The following is a 22,438-nucleotide window of genomic DNA, read 5'->3' as shown; positions in this document are numbered from 1 at the left end:
AACACGAAACACCGGCCGGCACACCGGCACACCGGACCCCGGTAGCAGAACGTGAAGAGGCGCCCCCGTGTGCGGTGGGGGCGCCTCTTCACGTAACCGCCGTCGAAGCAGTGCGTACTGAGCAGGCGTACCGAACCGTGCGTACCGAGCCGTGCGTACCGAGCAGACGTACGAAGCCGTGCGTGCCAAGTCCCGCACGCGCCAAGCCCCGCACACGCCAAGCCGTGCACGCGCCAAGCCGTGCCTACCGAAACAACGCATCCCGAGACAGCACACACGGGGGACGGGGGGCAGTGCCTGCCCATGCAGGCCGCGCGGGCCCGGCCGGTACGGAACCTCCCGGTCAGCCCGCCGCGGCGACCCGCTCCGGCGCGCCGGAGGACGCGGACGCCGCCTTGAGCTCCATCTCGCGCCGTCTCCGACGGGCGAGCACCACACGGCGCTCGGCGGCGGTGAGCCCGCCCCACACCCCGTACGGCTCGGGCTGTATGAGCGCGTGCTCCTGGCATTCGATCATCACGGGACAGCGCGCGCAGACCCGCTTCGCGGACTCCTCGCGCGCGAGTCTGGCAGCAGTCGGCTCCTTCGACGGAGCGAAGAACAGCCCGGCTTCGTCCCGGCGGCACACCGCCTCCGAATGCCAGGGGCCGGCCTGGTCCTCCCGCGCGGGGGTGCGCTGGGGAGGGACGGCGGCGACCTGGAGGGGCTGATGCGGCAGTTGCAGCACGGTCTACTCCTGACGACGGCTTCGCGAGCGAGAGACGATGCAGGATTCCCTACCCGCTGTGCGCACTCCCATGCACTGAGTGGCGTCCGACCCCCGGCGCCGAATTGCCGTCCATCAGGAATTTGGCTTGATTTCGAAGGGGCTCCCGGGAGTTTTCGAGCCTCCCGCGGAGCGTGTCGTTCCTGTCGGGCCTAACCGAGGTATTTGCGCAGCCGGTCCTGGAGATCCGCGATGAACTTGCCGCGCTTGGGCTTGGCCTCGACGCTGCCGAACACGGAATAGCCGTTGACGACGACCACCGGCGCCTGGGGGTCTGCGGATTCCAGCGTGGCGACTTCGAAATTGCCGAAGACGCCCGTGCCGCTGCCGCGCAGCGAGATGTTCTCGGGAACCTTGACCTCGACGCTCCCGAAGACGGAAGTCGCGTTGATGACCGTCAGTCTCTGACCGAAAAGCGCCTCGGTCAGATCGATCTCCACACTGCCGAAGAGCGCAAAGGCGTTCGTACGGCTGCCGACCCGCCAGCGGCCCTTGCGGGTCGAACTGCTGAAGATCGCGACCAGGTTGTCGGCGGGGCCCGTGGGGCTCTCGTGGCCCTGGACTCCGTGGGCGGCCGGGCGGGCCGCGCCCGCCGGGGCGGGCAGGTCCTGGATCAGCGGCTCCAACTCGCCGACGGTCTTGGCGCGGTAGACCGCGTCGACCCGCTCGGCGTGCTCGTCGGCGGTGAGCCGGCCCTCGGCCATGGCTTCCCGCAGGATGTCCGCGATCCGGTCGCGGTCCGCGTCGGAGGCGCGGATGCCGACCGGCTGCGCCGGGGCCGCTGACTGCTGGGGCTGCTTTTGGAGGTCCACCGACCCAGCGTACCCAAACGCGATAGATCGCGACTAGCCCTTGCCGCGCCTCCGCCGTGTCGCACCCCGGAGTCCGGGTGCGGCGACCGGTTCCGTCAGCGCCCGCGAAGCACCCTCGAAGCACCCTCGAAGCACCCGCGAAGCACCCGCGGAGCACCCTCGAAGCGCCCGCGAAGCGTCCGCCGGTTCGAACTGAGCCTTACCTCACAGCTTTGACATCCGTGCGGGGTTCTACCCTGGTGGGTGCGCTGTCCAAGGGAGGTCAGCCGCCGTCTGCCGAGTGAGGAATGGCCGTAATGCCAGAGTTTGCGTACTCCGATCTGCTCCCTCTGGGAGAGGACACCACGCCGTACCGTCTGGTGACCTCCGAGGGTGTCTCCACCTTCGAGGCCGACGGTCGTACGTTCCTCAAGGTCGCTCCGGAGGCGCTGCGCACCCTGGCCGCCGAGGCCATGCACGACATCTCGCACTATCTTCGTCCGGCCCACCTGGCGCAGCTGCGGCGGATCGTGGACGACCCCGAGGCTTCGTCCAACGACAAGTTCGTCGCGCTCGACCTGCTGAAGAACGCGAACATCGCGGCGGCGGGCGTGCTGCCGATGTGCCAGGACACCGGCACCGCGATCGTCATGGGCAAGCGCGGGCAGAACGTGCTGACCGAGGGCGGTGACGAGGAAGCGCTGTCGCACGGCATCTTCGACGCGTACACCAAGCTCAACCTCCGCTACTCGCAGATGGCTCCGCTCACCATGTGGGAGGAGAAGAACACCGGCTCCAACCTCCCCGCGCAGGTCGAGCTGTACGCCACGGACGGCGGCGCGTACAAGTTCCTCTTCATGGCGAAGGGCGGCGGCTCGGCCAACAAGTCGTTCCTCTTCCAGGAGACGAAGGCCGTGCTGAACGAGACCTCCATGATGAAGTTCCTGGAGGAGAAGATCCGTTCGCTCGGTACGGCCGCCTGCCCGCCGTACCACCTGGCGATCGTCGTCGGCGGCACATCGGCCGAGTTCGCGCTCAAGACCGCGAAGTACGCCTCCGCGCACTACCTGGACGAGCTGCCCGCCGAGGGTTCCCCCACCGGTCACGGCTTCCGTGACAAGGAGCTGGAGGAGAAGGTCTTCGAGCTGACCCAGAAGATCGGCATCGGCGCCCAGTTCGGCGGCAAGTACTTCTGCCACGACGTACGTGTCGTCCGCCTTCCCCGGCACGGCGCCTCGCTGCCCGTGGCGATCGCCGTGTCCTGCTCGGCGGACCGCCAGGCCACCGCGAAGATCACCGCCGAGGGCGTCTTCCTGGAGCAGCTGGAGAAGGACCCGGCCCGCTTCCTCCCCGACACCACCGACGAGCACCTGGACGAGTCGGGTGACGTCGTCAGGATCGACCTCAACCGGCCGATGGATGAGATCCTCGCCGAGCTGACCAAGTACCCGGTCAAGACCCGGCTCTCGCTGACCGGCCCGCTGGTCGTGGCCCGCGACATCGCGCACGCCAAGATCAAGGAGCGGCTGGACGCGGGCGAGGAGATGCCGCAGTACCTGAAGGACCACCCGGTCTACTACGCGGGCCCCGCGAAGACGCCCGAGGGGTACGCCTCCGGCTCCTTCGGCCCGACGACGGCCGGCCGCATGGACAGCTATGTCGCGCAGTTCCAGGCTGCGGGCGGCTCCAAGGTGATGCTGGCCAAGGGCAACCGGTCCAAGCAGGTCACCGACGCGTGCGACGCGCACGGCGGTTTCTACCTCGGCTCGATCGGCGGCCCCGCCGCGCGCCTCGCGCAGGACTGCATCAAGAAGGTCGAGGTCGTCGAGTACGAGGAGCTCGGCATGGAGGCGGTCTGGCGGATCGAGGTCGAGGACTTCCCCGCGTTCATCGTCGTCGACGACAAGGGCAACGACTTCTTCACCGCACCCGCCCCGGCTCCGACGTTCACCAGCATTCCGGTGCGGGGTCCCGGCCTGGCCTGATCCCCGGTACGAAGCCCGGCCCCGTGGGGCGCTCCGCCTTGTCCGAGCGCCCCACGGGGCCGTTCTCAGCCCTCCAGCAGACCCGCCGTCGCGACCAGATAGCCGAGCTGGGCCCGGCTGTTGCTGCCCAGCTGCTCGGAGACCCGGCGCACGTGCTCGGCGACGCTGCGGCGGCTCATGCCGAGCCGCCGGGCGATCGACTCGTCCGTCTCGCCGCCCACGACCGCCTGGAGGATGGTCCGTTGCAGGTCGGAGGTGACGACCGGGGTGCGCAGCGGGACCCGTTCCGGGCGGACCGGGACCGCCCGCGCCCAGGCCTCGTCGAAGTGCCGTGCCAGGAAGCGGACCAGGGCCGGGTGCTGGATGCTCAGGGCGCGGTGCGGCTCGTCGGAGAACGGGACGAACGCGAGGTCGCGGTCGAAGACGATGATCCGGTCGGCGACCTCGGCGAGCGTACGGACCTCGGCGCCCTCGGTCGTCACCCGCTCTATGTAGGCGAGCGTCGTACGGTCCGAGCGGACCGTGTGCTGGTAGATGGTCCGCTGCCGGATGCCCCGGCGCAGATTGCGCAGGTCCCTGGGCAGTGACTGTTCCAGCACGTGCACGGGACGCCCGCCTCCCGGATGGGCGGTCCGGACCTCCTCCCGGCAGCCCGCGACGCCCGCTTCGAGCGCCTTGCCGATGACGGACTCGCCGGAGAGCCGGGTGAGCGCGGACGGTTCGAGCCGGTGCGCGTCCGCGTACAGGCCCTCGAACTCGGCGAGGGCGGCGCGGGCCGAACGCAGGGTGCTGCGCTGCCGGGCGATCGCCGCCTCGATGGGTTCGAGCACGTCGAACGAGGCGGTCTCCGGTGGTACGGGCACCAGCCGCCCCGGTGCGTCGCGGTCCGCCACCATCAGATGCAGGGCGCGCAGACAGCCGGGCACCTCGGCCGCCGGAAGGCTGCCGTCCGTGAGCGCGCGGCGGTAGGCCGCGAGGGCCGGGTCGCAGACACGGTCCAGTGACGATTCGCGGCAATCACACGCCCGTGGGCCGGAATGATCGTCCTTCACAACCATGCAGATTACATTCGTGCAATCGCGCGGGCCCGGGTGAAAGCGAACGCTCGGTGAGTATGGGCCGGTGACGCACGACATCGGACAGGCGGACGGCCGGCCGGAGCGGGCCCGGGGCGCCGGTCCGGCCGGCCGGGCGCGCGGGGAACGCCGATTCCGGTCCCCGGTCGCGGGTGACGCGCTGTTTTCGTACGGCACCTCGTCCGGCTTCGTCACCGGACTCGCGGCCGGTGGAATTCTCGCCCGGTCCACCGCGAAGAGCCTGACACTGCCGGTCCTTGCGCCCGGGTGGACGCGTACGGGCGCGTCGCTCGCCGTGTCCGTGCGGGTCGTCGCCTGCGGGACGCCTTTCGTGGGGGCGCTGCTGCCGGTCCCGAGCGGGGGCAGGGGCGGGGGCAGGGGCGGAGGCGGAGGAAAGGACGGCGGGACAAAAGACGCCCGGCCGGAATCGGAGGGGGGTTCCGGCCGGGGTACGCAGGAGCAGGGGAAGGGGCGGCCGGGCCGGTTGCGGCGGCGGTGGCGTACAGGCGCGTTACTGGCCTCGGCCACCGTGCCCGGTGCCGGTCCCGGTGCCGGTCCCGGTGCCGGTCCCGGTGCCGGTGCCGGTCCCGGTGCCGGTTTCAGTCCCGGCCCCCGTCTCAGCCCCAGCCCCAGCCCCAATCTCGGTCTCAGTCCCGGCCCCGGCCCCAGCCCCGGCCTCACACTCGGCCCCGGCCCCACACTCGGTCTCGGTCTCGGTCTCGGTCCGAGGCTGGTGCCACGGAGTGTGGTCGCCTTCGGTGCGTCCCCCCACTACGCCGCCCTGCCGGTCCGCGCCGCCGCGCCACCGACTCCGACGCCACCGACGCCACCGACGCCACCGACGCCCACGCTTCCCGCGCCCGGCCCGGCGGGCCGGAGCGATGAGGCCCGCGTACAACAGTATTCAGCCAATCTCGGGACGGCCGACGCGGGACCTGGCGCCGGGCGGGCCGTCCCGCGCGCCGCCGCCCGCACCGAGCCACCGCGCGACGTGGCCGGTCCCGCACCGCCGCTTTCCCGCACCCGGCCTCGCCACGGACTTGCGCCGTACCGGGTCGCTTTGGTGGGTTGTCGGGCGTTCCTGGAGCACTCCGACACCGCCCGCCCCGCACACCGCCCGCAGCGCGCCGCCCCGGCGGCCCGGCACGGGCTCCCTCACCCTCACCGTCGAACACCGGAAAGGCGGACGCCCGATGACGCCGCTTCCCCGTCGCAGCCACAGCGACGACCTGCTGTCCTTCATCAATGCCAGTCCCTCGCCGTACCACGCGGTGGCCAGTGCCGCCCAGCGGCTGGAGAAGGCCGGCTTCCGTGAACTGCGGGGCACGGACGACTGGACGGGCGCGACCGGCGGCTGCTTCGTCGCCCGCGGCGGTGCGCTGATCGCCTGGTACGCCCCCGACGGCGCCCCGGCGCACACCCCCTTCCGGATCGTCGGCACCCACACCGATTCACCGAATCTGCGGGTCAAGCCCACTCCCGACACCGCCCGCGCGGGCTGGCGGCAGATCGGGGTGGAGATCTACGGCGGTGTTCCGCTGAACACCTGGCTCGACCGGGACCTCGGCATCTCCGGGCGGCTCGCCCTGCGCACCCCGGGCGGCGGCACCGGCTCCCGGCTCGTACGGATCGACCAGCCCCTGCTGCGCGTACCGCAGTTGGCCATCCATCTGGACCATTCGGTCAACGACGGGCTCGCGCTCGACCGGCAGCGCCACCTCGCCCCGGTGTGGGCGCTCGGCGGGCGCGAGGAGGGCGCGCTGCTGCGCCGGGTGGCGGCGGCCGCCGAGGTGGAGCCCGGCGAGGTGCTGGGCTGGGACCTGATGCTGCACGACGTGCAGCCGCCCGGATACCTGGGCGCGGACCAGGAGTTCGTGGTGTCGTCGCGGCTGGACAACCTGGTGTCCGTGCACGCGGGCGTCACGGCCCTGACGGGTGCGGCGACCGCGGCCGAGGCTCCCGGGTACGTCCCGGTGCTGGCCGCCTTCGACCACGAGGAGGTCGGCAGCGGTTCGGACACCGGGGCGCAGGGCCCCCTGCTGGAGCGGGTCCTCAGCCGCTCGGTCGCCGCGCGCGGCGGCAGCCCGGAGGACTGGGCGCGGGCGCTGTCCGGCGCCCTCTGCGTCTCCGCCGACATGGCCCACGCGGTGCACCCCAACTACGCGGAGCGGCACGACCCGGACCACCAGCCGCTGCCGAACGGCGGCCCCACGCTCAAGGTCAACGTCAACCAGCGGTACGCCACCGACGGCACCGGCATGGCGGTGTTCGCGGCGGCCTGCGAGCGGGCGGGCGTGCCGTGGCAGCCCTTCGTCTCCAACAACGCGATGACGTGCGGTACGTCGATCGGCCCGATCACCGCGGCCCGGCTGGGCGTGCCGACGGTCGACGTGGGGGTGCCGGGGCTGTCCATGCACTCGGCGCGCGAGCTGTGCGGGGCGGCGGACCCCGGCCATCTGGCCGCCGCGCTCGGCGCGTTCGTCACATCCGGCTGACCCGCGTCCGACGGCCCGGAGGGGCGGGACGGCCCAGGCCGTCCCGCCCCTCCTCGTGCTGGGGAACCTCCTACGCGAACCGCTGCTGCGCGCCGCCGTCGCAGCTCTGCAGCTTCAGCGGGTCCTTGGCGCCCGCCAGGGTCAGGCACAGCCCGGTCGAGGCCGCCGGGCGCAGGGTGCCCGACTGGCTCACGAACTGCTGGTTGGCCGCGCCCGAGCAGTTGTACACGATGAGCGTGGCGCCCGCCTTGTAGTCGGCGCCCGGCACGTCCAGGCACCGGTCGTGGCTCAGCGCCGTACGGAGGGTCTTCGTGCCGGAGTCGTACCACCAGCTCTGGTTGCGCCCGCCGTGGCAGTCCCAGCCGCCGATCTTGGTGTCATTGCGGGTCACCGAGGCGGGGGCGTCCACGCAGGTGCCCGTGGCCTCGTTCTTCAGGGGCTTGAAGAGGTCGTCCCACGCACCGGCCTGGAGCACCGGCTTCCCGGTGCTCGCCGGGTCGGCACAGCTCGCCTCGCGGAGGTTCGAGTTGTAGATCTGGGTCAGGCAGGACGCGAAGGCGCCGTGGCCCCTCTCGTTCGGGTGGAAGGACTGCCGCAGGGAGTTGGAGTCCGGCGGGAAGTGCCCGAGGTCGATGTAGAGGCCGCGGGCCCAGGTGGACTCGCTGCAGACCTCGTGGCCGTGGAAGAGCCGGGAGTTGTCGAGGTAGACGGCCCCGGTGTCGGCCGCGGCCTTGCGCATGCCGCGTTCGAAGGTGGGCACGGCGGTGTTGCGGCCCCAGGCGGCGTCGGAGTCGTAGCCGGCGCAGCCGCCGGGAAGCTTCCCGGGGTAGTCGGGGTTGTCGTAGAAGTCCGGGCCGATGGGGCTCGGGTAGCCCATGACCACGAGCTTGTAGTCGCTGTCGGCGTAGCCGGCCCCGGACATGACGGTCTTCAGGTCGCGCACCGTCTTCTCGACCTTGGGGACGAGCCCGTCGACGCGTGCCTGCCAGCCGCCTTCGTACTTCGGCTGGCAGGTGCCCTGGGAGAGCACCCAGCGTGTGACGCAGTCCGTCATGACCGGGCCGAACTGGAGGTCGTCGTTGGCTCCCGCGACCAGCACGATCATCTTGATGCGGGTGTTGCGGGCCTTGATGGCGAGGTTGTCGCTCTGCACCAGCTCGTCGGCGTACTGCTTCGAGCCGCCGATCACGATGTTTCCGGTGTACGCGCCGGAGCAGGAGACGTTGTACGTGACGTCCGCCGGGATGCCGGTGCGGTGGATGGCGGAGTCGGGCGAGCGGTGGCACCAGTTGTCGGGGCCGTTGGTGCCGGCCTCGTACGTGCCGACGCCCTCGCCGGAGATCTCGCTGTCGCCGAGCGAGATCAGTCCCGTCTTGCGCTGGGCGAGCGGGCGCTCGGCCGGGTCCCCGTACAGCTGGGTGGCTTCCGCGGCGCGGATGGCCTCCAGCTCGGGCGACAGGGGGGTGGATGCGGTAGTGCTGGAACCGGACCGGTCCGCCGCGCCCGCCGGTCCTGCCGCGGCGGCCATGCCGCCGAGTGCCGCCGCCATGGCCGCGGCGGCCGCGACCGTACAGCGGAGTCTGTGCCTGGTGCGCCTCATTGCGCCTCCCCGGGTTGTGGTTACCCACGGTATTTACTGGTCGGTAGCCAACTTGGGAATAGGCAGAACAAGACAAGTGCTCAACTTTTTCAGGAGGTTGAACGAGATGGACGAGTCACGGACCGGCGCGCAGAACCCCGCCGATGCCCCGGAATTCCGCGTCGAGCACGATTCGATGGGCGAGGTGAGGGTGCCCGCGGAGGCCAAGTGGCGGGCCCAGACCCAACGGGCCGTGGAGAACTTCCCGGTCTCCGGACAGCGCCTGGAGCGGGCGCACATCGAGGCCCTGGCCCGGATCAAGGCCGCCGCCGCCAAGGTCAACGCCGAGCTGGAGGTACTGGATCCGGAGATCGCCGCGGCCATCCAGGCGGCCGCCGCCGAGGTCGCCGAGGGGCGCTGGGACGCGCAGTTCCCGGTCGACGTCTTCCAGACCGGCTCGGGCACCTCTTCGAACATGAACACCAATGAGGTGCTGGCCACGCTGGCCACCGAACGCCTGGGCCGCGAGGTCCATCCCAACGACCACGTCAACGCCTCGCAGTCGTCCAACGACGTCTTCCCGTCCTCCATCCACATCGCCGCGACGGCGGCCGTCACCGGCGACCTGATTCCCGCGCTGGACCATCTCGCGGCCGCCCTGGAGCGCAAGGCCGCCGCGTTCGCGACGGTGGTGAAGTCGGGGCGCACGCATCTGATGGACGCCACGCCCGTCACCCTAGGCCAGGAGTTCGGCGGCTACGCGGCACAGATCCGGTACGGCGTCGAGCGGCTGCGCGCCTCCCTCCCCCGCCTCGCCGAACTGCCCCTGGGCGGCACGGCCGTCGGCACCGGCATCAACACGCCGCCCGGCTTCTCCGCCGCCGTCATCGCCGAGGTCGCCCGCACCACCGGACTGCCGCTGACGGAGGCCAGGGACCACTTCGAGGCGCAGGGTGCGCGGGACGGGCTCGTGGAGACCTCGGGCCAGCTGCGCACCATCGCCGTCTCGCTCACCAAGATCTCCAACGACCTGCGCTGGATGGCCTCCGGACCGCGCACCGGCCTCGCCGAGATCACCCTCCCCGACCTCCAGCCGGGCTCCTCGATCATGCCGGGGAAGGTCAACCCGGTCGTCCCCGAGGCCGTGCTGATGGTGGCCGCCCAGGTGACCGGGAACGACGCGACGGTCGCCACGGCGGGCGCGGCGGGCAACTTCGAGCTGAACGTGATGCTCCCGGTCATCGCGAAGAACCTGCTGGAGTCGGTCCGGCTGCTGGCCAACGTCTCCCGGCTGCTCGCCGACCGCACGGTCGACGGGATCACGGCGAACGTGGAGCGGGCCAGGGAGTACGCCGAGTCCTCGCCGTCCGTGGTCACCCCGCTGAACAAGTACATCGGCTACGAGGAGGCCGCGAAGGTCGCCAAGAGGTCCCTCGCGGAGCGCCGGACCATTCGCGAGGTGGTGCTGGAATCGGGGTACGTCGAACGCGGCGACCTCACCGTGGAGCAGCTCGACGAGGCCCTGGACGTCCTGCGCATGACCCACCCGTGACCCGTGCCGTGGCCGCCGGTCGAGGCGTCGACGCCGGTCGAGGCCCCGACCGGCGGCCACGGGGCAGCCCTTAGGATCTGCCCATGGCAGGCACGGAGTACATCGAGTGCGTCGAGCACTGGGCGCCGGGTGATCAGATCCTGTGGCGCTACCGCCGCAACGGCGCACCGACCGGGTCCGGCACCCCGTCGCCCGTCCCGGATCCGTTCCACATCTGCCGCCCCGTCACCGTCGTGCAGGACACCGACGAACTGCTCGCGGCGTGGGTGGCGCCCGGCACCGAGTGCGTGAAGCCGGTGCTGGCGGACGGCAGGGACGTGCACACCGAGCCGCTCGCCACCCGCTACACCGCCCCGCGCGCCACCGCCCGTTCCGCCTGGCTGGGAAACGGCGTGCTGAAGCTGGCCCGCCCCGGCGAACCCTGGTCGGTCTGGCTGTTCTGGGAGCCGGTCTGGCAGTTCCGCAGCTGGTACGTGAATCTGGAGGAACCGCACACCCGCTGGCAGGGCGGCGTCGACTCCGAGGATCACTTTCTCGACATCTCCGTCTACCCCGACCACAGCTGGGTCTGGCGCGACGAGGACGAGTTCTCCATGGCGCAGCGGGCCGGTCTGATGGCCCCGGAGACCGCCCGGCGGGTACGGGAGGCGGGCCACGCGGCCGTCGAGCTGATCCGGGACTGGGGCGCCCCGTTCCGGGACGGCTGGGAGGACTGGAGGCCCGATCCACAATGGCGGGTTCCCGCGCTTCCGGATGACTGGGACCGCACCCCCTCTCATATGCCGTCGTGAGACCCTTGATGGACCTCTGGGGGACGAACGTAGGATCGTTCTTCGGAGTTGCCGCTCCGCTCCAACCGGAAGGCGCGGCACCGGACCTGACCACAAGTCACCGCACGAGCACCACGCACTGAATGAGCTGTATGAGCCGCATCAGTCGTATGAATCGTATGAACCACTTCGAGGGGGTGGAGACGTGCTCGCTGTTGCCCGCCCCGTCGCCGGAAACGTTGTCACCGGCCCACCCCGCGAACATCCGGTTTCAGCCCCTCGTTCCGGGGCATCCGATGACAGCCGTTGTGATCGCCGCGCCTGCCGGGGCACAGTAGCGCCCCGACAGGTGATTGCCTCATACAACCGGCCCGGACGGACGGAACCCCACGCGTGACGGAGCACCCCACCTCCCACGAAGGCCGGCAGCCCCTCGCCGCCCGGTCGCAGGAACGCACCCGGCCGCGGCAGCAGGACGCCGCGCCGGCCGCTTCCCCTGCCGCCGCGGTCCCCGGACCGGCAGCGGCACCGGGGTCGGGAGCCGGCCCCGCAGGACTCGACCCGCTGGCCGCGGCCCGTCGCGAGGGCGACCGGCTGCGCTTCGTCGGGGCCGCCACCCGGCGGATCGCCCGCGGCATAGACCTGGACGAGATCGTGCTGGGGCTGTGCCGGGCCAGCGTGCCGACGTTCTCCGACGCCATACTGGTCTACCTCCGCGACCCGCTCCCGGTCGGCGACGAACGCCCGGTCTCGCCCTTCGTGCTGCGGCTGCGCCGGTCCGACCGGCTGCGGCTGAGCGAGGAGGAGACCGAGGGCTCACCGGAGACCGAGCGGCTGCGGCTGCCCGTCATCGATCCGCACGGCGATCTGACGCCCGCGGCCGAGCTGTGCGAGGTCCGTTCCGGCGGTGCGCTGGCCGAGGTGCTGCGCGGGGTGCGGCCGGTCTTCGGCGACTCCGCGGCGGCCCGCGCCGCGCTGCCCGAGCTGCTCGGCACCGGCCGGACCGTGCCCACCGGGCACCGGGCGATCCTCGCCCCGCTGCGCGGACGGCGGCGGGTCATCGGCGCCGCCGTCTTCCTGCGCGGCACCGAGCGGCCGTCCTTCGAGTCCAACGACCTGCTGGTCGCGGCCCAGCTGGCGACGCACACCGCACTCGGCATCGACAAGGCCGTGCTGTACGGGCGCGAGGCGTACATCGCCGACGAGCTCCAGCGCACCATGCTGCCCGACTCGCTGCCCCAGCCGACCGGTGTGCGGCTCGCCTCCCGCTATCTTCCGGCCGCCGAGACGGCCCGGGTCGGCGGCGACTGGTACGACGCGATCCCGCTGCCCGGGAGCCGGGTCGCCCTGGTCGTCGGCGACGTCATGGGCCACTCCATGACCTCCGCGGCGATCATGGGCCAGCTGCGCACCACCGCGCAGACCCTCGCCGGGCTGGACCTGCCCCCGCAGGAGGTGCTGCACCACCTCGACGAGCAGGCCCAGCGGCTCGGCACCGACCGCATGGCGACCTGCCTCTACGCGGTCTACGACCCGGTCGCGCACCGGATCACCATCGCCAACGCCGGGCACCCGCCGCCCGTCCTGCTCCACCTGGGCGGCCGTGCGGAGGTACTGCGGGTACCGGCGGGCGCCCCGATCGGCGTCGGCGGGGTGGACTTCGAGGCCGTCGAGCTGGACGCGCCCGCGGGCGCCACGCTACTGCTCTACACCGACGGCCTGGTGGAGTCCCGGCTCCGGGACGTCTGGACCGGGATCGAGCAGCTGCGCGAACGGCTCGCCGCCACCGCCCGGCTGACCGGCCCGGACCACTCGCCGCCGCTGGAGGCGCTGTGCGACGACGTCCTGGACATGCTCGGTCCGGGCGACCGGGACGACGACATCGCGCTGCTCGCCGCCCGCTTCGACGGGATCGCGCCGAGCGATGTCGCGTACTGGCACCTCGAACCCGAGGAGACCGCTCCGGGCCGCGCCCGCCGGCTGGCCCGCCGCGCGCTGAGCCGCTGGGGGCTCGACGACCTCTCCGACGCGGTGGAGCTGCTGGTGAGCGAGGTGGTGACCAATGCGGTCCGTTACGCGGAGCGACCGGTGACGCTGCGGCTGCTGCGCACCGACATCCTGCGCTGCGAGGTCGGCGACGACTCCCCGCAGCTGCCCCGGCAGCGCCGGGCGCGTGACATGGACGAGGGCGGGCGCGGCCTGTTCCTGGTGAACCGGCTGGCCAGACGGTGGGGGGCGACGCGCCTTTCGACCGGCAAGGTGGTCTGGTTCGAGATGTCGAACCGGGGCCAGTAGCGGGCACCGGGCGGAAGGGCCGGGACGGACACGGGGCAGAGCTCGGTACGGAGGGTAGCGAAATGTTGCCGACCTCCTGTCGGCGGGTTTGACTTCAGTCGTGAACGAGGCGACCTGACCCAAACCCCCACCGACGGGAGGACGCTCGTGTCCGAGGAACCAAAGACCAGGAACACCCCCTACACCACGAACAACGCCGGAATCCCGGTGGAGAGCGACGAACACTCGCTCACTGTCGGGGCCGACGGACCGATCCTGCTCCAGGACCACTACCTCATCGAGAAGATGGCCCAGTTCAACCGTGAACGGGTCCCCGAACGGGTGGTCCACGCCAAGGGCTCCGGCGCGTACGGCACCTTCAAGGTGACCAATGACGTCAGCCAGTTCACCAAGGCCGACCTGTTCCAGCCGGGCAAGCAGACCGCCATGCTCGCCCGCTTCTCCACGGTCGCCGGCGAGCAGGGCTCCCCGGACACCTGGCGGGACCCGCGCGGATTCGCCCTGAAGTTCTACACCGAGCAGGGCAACTACGACATGGTCGGCAACAACACGCCGGTCTTCTTCGTACGCGACCCGATGAAGTTCCAGGACTTCATCCGCTCGCAGAAGCGCCGCCCGGACAACGCGGTGCGCGACCACGACATGCAGTGGGACTTCTGGACCCTGTCCCCCGAGTCCGCGCACATGGTGACGTGGCTGATGGGCGACCGGGGCATCCCGAAGACGTACCGCCACATGAACGGCTACAGCTCGCACACCTACATGTGGGTGAACGCGGGCGGCGAGCGGTTCTGGGTGAAGTACCGCTTCAAGACCGACCAGGGCATCGACTTCTACCCGCAGGACGAGGCCGACCGGATGGCCGGTGTGGACGGCGACGTCCACCGCCGCGACCTGTACGAGGCGATCGCGCGCGGTGACCACCCGAGCTGGACGCTGTACATCCAGGTGATGCCGTTCGACGACGCTCCGGACTACCGGTTCAACCCCTTCGACCTCACGAAGGTGTGGCCGCACGCCGACTACCCGGAGATCGAAGTCGGCCGGATGACGCTGAACGAGAACCCCGAGGACTTCTTCGTCCACATCGAGCAGGCGTCCTTCGAGCCGTCGAACCTGGTGCCCGGCATCGGTCCGTCGCCGGACAAGATGCTGCTCGGCCGGCTCTTCTCCTACCCGGACACCCACCGGTACCGGATCGGCCCGAACTACGCGCAGCTGCCCCCGAACCGTCCGCGGTTCGGCCGCAACTCGTACGCCAAGGACGGCCCGATGCGCTACGAGCCGAGCCGTACGGGGGCGGTCTACGCCCCGAACTCCTACGGGGGCCCGGCCGCGGACACCACGCGCTACGGCGACCCCGCGGGCTGGGCGACGGCCGGCGAGATGGTGCACGAGGCGTACAAGCTGCACAGCGAGGACGACGACTGGGGCCAGGCGGGCACGATGGTGCGCAAGGTCCTGGACGACGCGGCGCGCGAGCGGCTGGTGGGGAACATTTCCGGCCATCTGCTGGACGGTGTGAGCGCCCCGGTCCTGGAGCGGGCGCTCCAGTACTGGCGCAACGTCGACAAGGACCTCGGCGACCGGGTCGCCAAGAAGGTCAACGGCGGCTGACACCGCCGTCGCGGGAGACACGATGCAGGGGCGGTGCCGGTCGGCACCGCCCCTGACTCCTGTGTCCGGCGTTCCGTCATCCGCTCACTGGCCGGGCGGATTCCTGTCGGCGCTGTTCTGGCCGGGGCGCCCGGAGCTGAGTCCGTCGCCCGGCTGGTCCGGGGACTGGCTCGGCGGCGGCACGTCCGGGGACTGGCTGGGCGGCGGCACGTCGGGCGACTGGCTCGGCGGCACCTCGGGCGTCTGGCTCGGCCCCTTCGAGGACGTGTCCGGCGACTTCGACGGCGTCGTGTCGGTGGTCGCCGTCTGCGAGGGGGTCGTCGGCGGCGAGGTCGGGAGGGTGGACTGGCCGCGCTCGACGTCCTCCAGGTCGAATCGGGCGCTGGAGCCGCCGCCCAGGGCGCCGAGGGTGTAGTCCGCCCAGATCTCCGCCGGGAAGCCGCCACCGTTGGCCCGGCCGGAATTGGCGGTGCCGGTCAGGCTGACCTGGCCGCCGCCGTCCTTGGGCGATTCGCCGAAGAGCGCGACGACCGTGGTGAGCTCGGGGGTGTAGGCGGCGAACCAGGCCGACTTGTTGTTCTCCGAGGTGCCCGTCTTGCCCGCCGCCTCGTACGCCGAGGTGTTGGCGGCCCGGCCGGAGCCGCTGTCCACGACGCCCGTCAGGACGGAGGTCACGGTGTCGGCGGACTTGCGGCTGATCACCTGGCTGCCGACGCCCTTGACCGGATCGACCGACCGGTCGCGGTGCTCGGCCGACTTCACGATGAACGGGGTGACCTTCTTGCCGTGGTTGTCCAGCGTGGCGTAGGCACCGGCCATGTCCCAGGTCGAGGCGTTCATGGTGCCGAGCGTGATGGCGGGGCGCTCGGGGAAGTTCTTGTCCGGTACGCCGAGGGCCAGGGCGGTCTTCTTCACCGCGGGCGGGCCGACGTCGACGACCATCTGCGCGAAGACCGAGTTGATCGACGCGTTCATCGCCTTCTGCACGGTGACGCTGCCGTAGCTCTGGTCGTCCTCGTTCTCCGGGGCGAACGGGGTGTCGCTGCCCACCACGGGCCGCTTGCTGGTGCCGTCGTAGCGGGTGTTGACGCCGATCAGGTCGCCGTCCTGGGTCTTCGCCTCGTTCTCCAGCGCGGAGGCGAGCACCAGCGGCTTGAAGGTGGAGGCGGGCTGGTAGTCCTGGCGGGTGGCGTTGGAGATGTAGTGCTTGGTGTAGCCCACCCCGCCGTACATCGCGACGACGGCGCCGGTCTTCGGGTCGACGGAGGTGGCCCCGGCCTGGACGGTCGCGTCGACCTTGTTGCCCTTGCGGTCCAGCTTGGACTCCAGCCGGCTGTCGACGGACGCCTCCAGCTCCTTCTGCCGCTTCTTGTCGATGTTGAGCCTGATGGTCCAGCCGCCGGCCTGCCGCATCTCCGCGGTGATGCCCTGCTTCTCCAGCTCCTTGTTGGCCGCGTCGACGAGGTAGCCGGTCTGGCCCTCCATGCCCTTGGCGGGCTTGGGCTTGTGCGGGTACGGGAAGGTGAGCTTGTCGCGCTCGGCCTTGTCGAGCCAGTGCATCTCGACCATGTTGTCGAGCGTGTAGGCCCAGCGCGCCTTGACCAGCTTCTTTCCGGTCTTGGTCGCGGACTGCCAGTCGTACTGGCTGGGGGCCTGGAGCACGGAGGCCAGATAGGCGCCCTGGGAGACGTTGAGGTCCTTGGCGTCGACCCCGTAGTAGGCCTGGGCGGCGGCCTGGATGCCGCTCGCGCCGCGCCCGTAGTAACTGGTGTTGATGTAGCCGGCGAGGATGTAGTCCTTGCCCTTCTTGTTCTCGATCTTGAGCGAGATCACCAGTTCCTTGAGCTTCCGGCTGATCGTCGGGTCCTGCGTCAGGTAGTAGTTCTTGACGTACTGCTGGGTGATGGTCGAGCCACCCTGCTTGCCCTTGCCGCTGAGGGTGTTGATCAGACCGCGCGCGGTGCCCTTGAGGTCGACGCCCTTGTCGTCGTAGAACGACTTGTTCTCGGCGGCGACGAAGGTGTGCTGGACATTCTTGGGCACCTCGGCCAGGTCGACTATCTGGCGGTTGACGCCGTTGCCGGTCCGGGTCAGCAGCGATCCGTCGCTGTACTGGTAGACATTGCTCTGCCGCTCGGCCAGGGCGTTGGCCTTCGGAATGTCCACGTACATGTAGAGCGCGACGAAGGCGCCCATGATCAGCAGACAGAACCCGAAGAAGACGCCCAGCATCTTCTTCCACGTGAAGAGTCTGCGTATGCCGCCGCTCTTCGCGGCCCGCCGCGCTCCGCGCCGCTGGGCTCGTCGCGCATCCGCTCGACCCATCGCTGTGTTGCTCCCGTTTCTCTGCTCGACCAGATCAGCTCAGCCCCGCCAGCTAACACCGTCGGCGAGGACAAAAAGCAAGCGATGCGGTCTTTTGTGGACGTGACAATCAGCACCCGCTCTCAAGGGAACCGACTCACGACGGGCCCGCAGGGTTGCCAATCGCGGTAATGTGTAATCACATTGCTAGCAGCCAGTCCGACTTCACCACGGGGGGATCCCATGTCCGACCACGACAGCCCGCACGCCGCCACCGCCCCGGCCGCGGACCTTGCGCCCGATGCGCCCCAGATGCCCGAACCGCAGGTGAGAGAGGTGACGGCGCACAGCATCCCCGGCGGCCTCGGCCTGCTGCTGACCGTGATCGGCGTGATCGCGGGCATCGGCCTCGCGATCGTCGGCGGTGTCGTCGCCTCGGACGGGAACAACGGCGTGGGCGTCCCCGTCTGCATCTTCGGCATCCTGCTCGTCTTCGCCTCGTTCTTCTGCATGACGGGTGTGAAGATGGTCGCACCGGGCGAGGCCCGGGTGATCCAGCTCTTCGGCCGCTACGTCGGCACCATCCGCACGGACGGACTGCGCTGGATCAACCCGCTCACCAGCAGCCGGAAGATCTCCACCCGGGTCCGCAACCACGAGACCGCCGTTCTCAAGGTCAACGACGCCTACGGCAACCCGATCGAGCTGGCCGCGATCGTCGTCTGGAAGGTCGAGGACACCGCGCAGGCGCTCTTCGAGGTCGACGACTTCCTGGAGTTCGTGGCCACCCAGACCGAGGCGGCCGTCCGCCACATCGCGATCGAGTACCCGTACGACGCCCACGACGAGGGCGGTCTCTCCCTGCGCGGCAACGCGGAGGAGATCACCGAGAAGCTCGCCGTGGAGCTCACCGCCCGGGTGCAGGCCGCCGGCGTACGGATCATCGAATCGCGCTTCAGCCACCTCGCGTACGCCCCCGAGATCGCCTCCGCGATGCTCCAGCGCCAGCAGGCCGGCGCGGTGGTCGCGGCCCGGCAGCAGATCGTCGAGGGAGCGGTCGGCATGGTCGAGATGGCGCTCACCCGGATCGCCGAACAGGACATCGTCGAGCTCGACTCGGAGCGCAAGGCGTCCATGGTCAGCAACCTGATGGTGGTGCTCTGCGGCGACCGAGCCGCCCAGCCGGTGCTGAACACGGGCACTCTTTACCAGTGACCGACCAGACCCCGCCCCGCCGGACCCCGCCGCAGCGCAAGCAGATGCTGCTGCGGCTGGATCCGGCGGTGCACGACGCGCTGGCCCGCTGGGCCTCCGACGAGCTGCGCAGCGCGAACGCCCAGATCGAGTTCCTGCTGCGCAGGGCGCTGGCGGAGGCGGGCCGCCTGCCGGGCACCGCGCGCCCGATCCCCCGCCGGGGGCGCCCCCCGAAGGACGCGGCGGGCCCGCCGGACGCCTGAGCACCGGGAATCCGGGGCGGGGACCGGGCGCGGGGACCTCGGGCATACACCGGGAATCCGGGGCGGGGACCCGGGTATACACCGGGGGTATACACACCGTGTACAGTGCTCCGCATGTCTATCGGCCACACCCTGCTCGGACTCCTGGAGTCCGGCCCCCGCCACGGCTACGACCTCAAGCGCGAGTTCGACGAGAAGTTCGGCCACGACCGCCCGCTGCACTACGGCCAGGTCTACTCGACCATGTCCCGGCTGCTCAAGAACGGCCTCGTCGAGGTCGACGGGATCGAGAGCGGCGGTGGTCCCGAGCGCAAGCGCTACGCCATCACCGAGGCCGGGATCACCGATGTCGGCGCCTGGCTCGCCCAGCCCGAGAAGCCCGAGCCGTACCTCCAGTCGACGCTCTACACCAAGGTCGTCCTGGCCCTGCTCACCGGCCGCAGCGCCGAGACCCTGCTGGACACCCAGCGCACCGAGCACCTGCGCCTCATGCGCATGCTCACCGACCGCAAGCGCCTCGGCGATCTCGCCGACCAGCTGATCTGCGACCACGCGCTCTTCCACCTCGAAGCCGATCTGCGCTGGCTGGAACTGACGGCGGCCCGGCTCGACCGGCTCGCCGAGGAGGTGGGCGCGTGATCCCCGACGGCTCCCTGCTCAGCGCCGACAGCCTGCACAAGACGTACGGCCAGACGCCCGCGCTCGACGGCGCGTCGTTCTCCATCCACCCCGGCGAGGTCGTCGCCGTGATGGGCCCCTCCGGCTCCGGCAAGTCCACCCTGCTGCACTGCCTCGCCGGCATCGTCACCCCCGACCGGGGCACGATCACCTACGCGGGCCGTGAGCTCTCCGCCATGTCGGACGCCGAACGCAGCGCCCTGCGCCGTACCGAGTTCGGCTTCGTCTTCCAGTTCGGCCAGCTCGTCCCGGAGCTGACCTGTGTGGAGAACGTCGCCCTGCCGCTCCGCCTGGCCGGCGCCAAGCGCAAGGACGCCGAGCGCACCGCCCGCCACTGGCTGGAGCGCCTGGAGGTCGACGGCGTCGGCGCCAAGCGCCCCGGCGAGGTCTCCGGCGGCCAGGGCCAGCGCGTGGCCGTGGCCCGCTCGCTCGCCGCCTCCCCGAAGGTGATCTTCGCGGACGAGCCGACCGGCGCCCTGGACTCCCTCAACGGCGAACGGGTCATGCAGCTGCTCACCGAGGCGGCCCGGTCCTCCAACGTCGCCGTGGTCCTGGTGACCCACGAGGCGCGGGTCGCCGCGTACTCCGACCGCGACGTCACCGTGCGCGACGGCCGTACCCGCGATCTGGAGCACGCCGTATGACCGTGCTCGACCACAAGAAGGCACCGGCGGCGGCCCCGCCCCGGCCTCCCGGCCCCACCGGCCTCGCCGCCTGGCTCCGGGATCTCGCCCTCGGCATCAAGTTCGCCGCGGGCGGCGGGCGCGAGGGCTGGATCCGCACCACGCTGACCGCCGTCGGCGTCGGCCTCGGCGTGGCACTGCTCGTGACCGCGGCGTCCGCTCCGCATCTGCTGGAGGAGCGTTCCGCGCGCAGCCAGGCCCGTGCCGAGAGCGCCGTCCCCGGCGGACCCGACGCACAGGCCGCGAAGACCGACACCTCGGTGCTCCGGGTCGGCGCGGAGACGGAGTACCGCGGCCGCACCGTCGAGGGCTGGCTGATGCGCGCGGACGGGTCGCGTCCGGCCCTCCCGCCGGGCGTCGCGCGCTTCCCGGGCGCGGGCGAGATGGTGGTCTCCCCCGCGCTGAAGGAGCTGCTGGACTCCTCGGAGGGCGCGCTCCTCAAGGAGCGGCTGCCGTACCGGATCACCTCCACGATCGGCGACTCCGGCCTGGTCTCGCCCAAGGACCTGGTCTACTACGCGGGCAGCGACACCCTGACCCCCGCCGACGGCGGCCACCGGATCGCCGGTTACGGCGACCCGGGCCAGGGCGAGGAGATGCCGCCGGTCCTCATCGTGCTGATCATCATGATCTGCGTGGTGCTGCTGGTGCCCGTCGCGATCTTCATCGTCACCGCGGTGCGGTTCGGCGGCGAGCGCCGCGACCGTCGGCTCGCCGCGCTGCGCCTGGTCGGTACGGACATCCGGATGACCCGCCGGATCGCGGCCGGCGAGGCCCTGTTCGGGGCGCTCCTCGGTCTGCTGGTCGGCGCGGTGCTCTTCCTGACGGGGCGCCAGTTCGTCGGGCACATCGAGATGTGGAACGTCAGCGTCTTCCCGTCGGACCTGGTGCCCGACCCCCTGCTGACGGCGCTGGTCGTGGTCGCCGTTCCGCTGACGGCCATGGTGGTCACGCTGGGCGCCCTGCGCTCGGTGGTGATCGAACCGCTCGGCGTCGTACGGGGCGGCCGCAACCGCAGGCGCCGGTTCTGGTGGCGGCTGCTGATGCCGGCGGCGGGGCTGGCGGTGCTCGGCACGACCGGCAAGGTCGACGAGTACTCCCCGGTCGATCCGTACCCGATCGCGGGCGGTGCCGCGCTGGTCCTGGTGGGGCTCGCGCTGCTGCTGCCCTGGCTGGTCGAGGCGTGCGTCAACCGGCTGCGCGGCGGTCCGGTGCCCTGGCAGCTCGCCACCCGCAGGCTCCAGCTGAGCAGCGGGGCGGCCTCCCGCGCGGTCAGCGGCATCACGGTCGCGGTCGCGGGTGCGGTGGCGCTGCAGATGCTGTTCGCCGCGGTGGGCGACGAGTTCACCCGGATGACCGGACAGGATCCGTCGCGGGCCCAGTTCTACACGTTCTCCGGCAAGGCAGACCCCGGCTCGGCCGCCCGGACCATCGAGCGGTTCAAGGCCACCAAGGGGGTGACGAAGGTCATCGGCAAGGTCGAGGTCTACGTCACCCGCCCCGGCAGGTTCTCCGACGACGACGTCCGGCCCACCACCAGCCTGACCATCGGTGACTGCGGGACCCTGCGCGAACTGGCCCGGATCGACTCCTGCAAGGACGGCGACACCTTCGTGGTCCACCCCAGGAACGACAAGGAGCTGTCCAACTGGGTCGACCAGACGGCCCGCAAGGGCAAGGAGGTCGAGATCGACGACGGCCGCGGCGGAAAGCCGGTGCGGTGGACCCTGCCCGCCGACTCCCCGACAGTCACCACCCGCCGGGATCCGATGGGCGAGGACTCCTGGGGCATCATGGCCACCACCGGCGCGGTCGACCCGAGCACCCTGCCGGGCGCGATGACCCAGTCCCAGATCCGGGTCGACGAGAGCGTGCCGGACGTCGCGGAGTACGTACGGAACACGGCGGCCAGGATCGACCCCGCGATGCGGGTGTCGAGTCTCTCCTCGACGGCCCGTGACGAGAAGTACGCCAGTGTGCAGCGCGGCCTCCAGGTCGGCGCGACCCTGACGCTGCTGCTGATCGCCGCCGCGATGCTGGTCTCGCAGCTGGAGCAGCTGCGCGAACGCAAGCGGCTGCTCGCGGTCCTGGTCGCCTTCGGCACCCGGCGCTCCACGCTCGGCTGGTCGGTGCTCTGGCAGACCGCGTTGCCGGTGGTCATCGGTCTGGTGGTGGCCGTCGCGGGCGGGCTCGGGCTGGGCGCGACCCTGATCGCCATGCTCGGCAAGGAGGTCACCGACTGGTGGGTGTTCCTGCCGATGACCGGCGCGGGCGCGGCGCTGATCCTGCTGGTCACGCTGGTGTCGCTGCCCTCGCTGTGGCGCTTGATGCGGCCGGAGGGCCTGCGTACGGAGTGACGCCACGGCCGGAGGGGGGTGCGGCCCCGCGGG

Annotated in this window: 16 protein-coding genes; 11 read left to right on the top strand and 5 right to left on the bottom strand. The window is 71.1% G+C overall.

The window, feature by feature from the left end; all coding sequences use genetic code 11:
- Positions 1-343: 343 nt before the first annotated feature.
- Together ACFVFH_RS07585 and ACFVFH_RS07580 are read right to left on the bottom strand one after the other, a co-directional pair.
- Positions 344-727 (bottom strand): WhiB family transcriptional regulator, encoded by a 384-nt coding sequence (locus ACFVFH_RS07585; RefSeq protein WP_383764758.1) that lies wholly within the window; start codon positions 725-727, stop codon positions 344-346.
- Between the two features lie 191 nt (positions 728-918).
- Positions 919-1,578 (bottom strand): DUF1707 domain-containing protein, encoded by a 660-nt coding sequence (locus ACFVFH_RS07580; RefSeq protein WP_383764755.1) that lies wholly within the window; start codon positions 1,576-1,578, stop codon positions 919-921.
- A gap of 296 nt (positions 1,579-1,874) precedes the next feature.
- On the opposite strand from ACFVFH_RS07580, the gene ACFVFH_RS07575 reads away from it, so the two are divergent.
- Positions 1,875-3,542, top strand: coding sequence for a fumarate hydratase (locus ACFVFH_RS07575; RefSeq protein WP_383764753.1), 1,668 nt, complete (start codon positions 1,875-1,877; stop codon positions 3,540-3,542).
- Between the two features lie 65 nt (positions 3,543-3,607).
- Here the strand turns inward: ACFVFH_RS07575 and ACFVFH_RS07570 are convergent, their stop codons facing one another.
- Positions 3,608-4,594: a LuxR C-terminal-related transcriptional regulator gene (locus tag ACFVFH_RS07570; RefSeq protein WP_383764751.1), complete on the bottom strand. Its 987-nt coding sequence runs from the start codon at positions 4,592-4,594 to the stop codon at positions 3,608-3,610.
- A 1,217-nt stretch (positions 4,595-5,811) separates the two neighbouring features.
- Between ACFVFH_RS07570 and ACFVFH_RS07565 the strand changes: the two genes are divergently transcribed.
- The gene (locus ACFVFH_RS07565; RefSeq protein ID WP_383764748.1) at positions 5,812-7,113 is read left to right on the top strand and encodes a M18 family aminopeptidase; all 1,302 of its coding nucleotides are present in this window, start codon (positions 5,812-5,814) and stop codon (positions 7,111-7,113) included.
- A 70-nt stretch (positions 7,114-7,183) separates the two neighbouring features.
- On the opposite strand, the gene ACFVFH_RS07560 is transcribed toward ACFVFH_RS07565, so the two are convergent.
- Positions 7,184-8,713, bottom strand: coding sequence for a ricin-type beta-trefoil lectin domain protein (locus tag ACFVFH_RS07560; protein ID WP_383764745.1), 1,530 nt, complete (start codon positions 8,711-8,713; stop codon positions 7,184-7,186).
- A 106-nt stretch (positions 8,714-8,819) separates the two neighbouring features.
- Here ACFVFH_RS07560 and ACFVFH_RS07555 point away from each other — a divergent pair, with 106 nt between their 5' ends.
- The 4 genes from ACFVFH_RS07555 to ACFVFH_RS07540 all read left to right on the top strand — a co-directional run bounded on the left by ACFVFH_RS07555 (position 8,820) and on the right by ACFVFH_RS07540 (position 14,926).
- Positions 8,820-10,244: a class II fumarate hydratase gene (locus ACFVFH_RS07555; protein WP_383764743.1), complete on the top strand. Its 1,425-nt coding sequence runs from the start codon at positions 8,820-8,822 to the stop codon at positions 10,242-10,244.
- An 83-nt stretch (positions 10,245-10,327) separates the two neighbouring features.
- Positions 10,328-11,035, top strand: coding sequence for a DUF402 domain-containing protein (locus ACFVFH_RS07550; protein WP_383764740.1), 708 nt, complete (start codon positions 10,328-10,330; stop codon positions 11,033-11,035).
- A 372-nt stretch (positions 11,036-11,407) separates the two neighbouring features.
- Complete coding sequence (locus ACFVFH_RS07545; protein ID WP_383764737.1) at positions 11,408-13,309, top strand: SpoIIE family protein phosphatase; 1,902 nt, start codon at positions 11,408-11,410, stop codon at positions 13,307-13,309.
- Positions 13,310-13,456: 147 nt separating this feature from the next.
- Positions 13,457-14,926 (top strand): catalase, encoded by a 1,470-nt coding sequence (locus ACFVFH_RS07540; protein WP_383764734.1) that lies wholly within the window; start codon positions 13,457-13,459, stop codon positions 14,924-14,926.
- 84 nt (positions 14,927-15,010) lie between these two features.
- On the opposite strand, the gene ACFVFH_RS07535 is transcribed toward ACFVFH_RS07540, so the two are convergent.
- Positions 15,011-17,251, bottom strand: coding sequence for a transglycosylase domain-containing protein (locus ACFVFH_RS07535; RefSeq protein WP_383764732.1), 2,241 nt, complete (start codon positions 17,249-17,251; stop codon positions 15,011-15,013).
- A 222-nt stretch (positions 17,252-17,473) separates the two neighbouring features.
- Between ACFVFH_RS07535 and ACFVFH_RS07530 the strand changes: the two genes are divergently transcribed.
- The 5 genes from ACFVFH_RS07530 (at position 17,474) to ACFVFH_RS07510 (ending at position 22,405) form a co-directional block, all read left to right on the top strand.
- Entirely contained in the window at positions 17,474-18,445 is a 972-nt protein-coding gene (locus tag ACFVFH_RS07530; protein ID WP_383764729.1) for an SPFH domain-containing protein, read from the top strand.
- Complete coding sequence (locus tag ACFVFH_RS07525; protein WP_383764727.1) at positions 18,442-18,687, top strand: hypothetical protein; 246 nt, start codon at positions 18,442-18,444, stop codon at positions 18,685-18,687. The genes ACFVFH_RS07530 and ACFVFH_RS07525 overlap by 4 nt, the downstream gene beginning before the upstream one ends.
- A 114-nt stretch (positions 18,688-18,801) precedes the next feature.
- Positions 18,802-19,326: a PadR family transcriptional regulator gene (locus tag ACFVFH_RS07520; RefSeq protein ID WP_383764725.1), complete on the top strand. Its 525-nt coding sequence runs from the start codon at positions 18,802-18,804 to the stop codon at positions 19,324-19,326.
- Entirely contained in the window at positions 19,323-20,009 is a 687-nt protein-coding gene (locus ACFVFH_RS07515; RefSeq protein WP_383764722.1) for an ABC transporter ATP-binding protein, read from the top strand. The genes ACFVFH_RS07520 and ACFVFH_RS07515 overlap by 4 nt, the downstream gene beginning before the upstream one ends.
- The gene (locus tag ACFVFH_RS07510; protein ID WP_383764719.1) at positions 20,006-22,405 is read left to right on the top strand and encodes an ABC transporter permease; all 2,400 of its coding nucleotides are present in this window, start codon (positions 20,006-20,008) and stop codon (positions 22,403-22,405) included. The genes ACFVFH_RS07515 and ACFVFH_RS07510 overlap by 4 nt, the downstream gene beginning before the upstream one ends.
- Positions 22,406-22,438: the final 33 nt, after the last annotated feature.

This window comes from Streptomyces sp. NPDC057697 (assembly GCF_042799335.1).
GTDB lineage: Bacteria > Actinomycetota > Actinomycetes > Streptomycetales > Streptomycetaceae > Streptomyces.
Note: the sequence above shows the minus strand (reverse complement) of the source record. Positions and strands in the feature narration are given on the sequence as shown.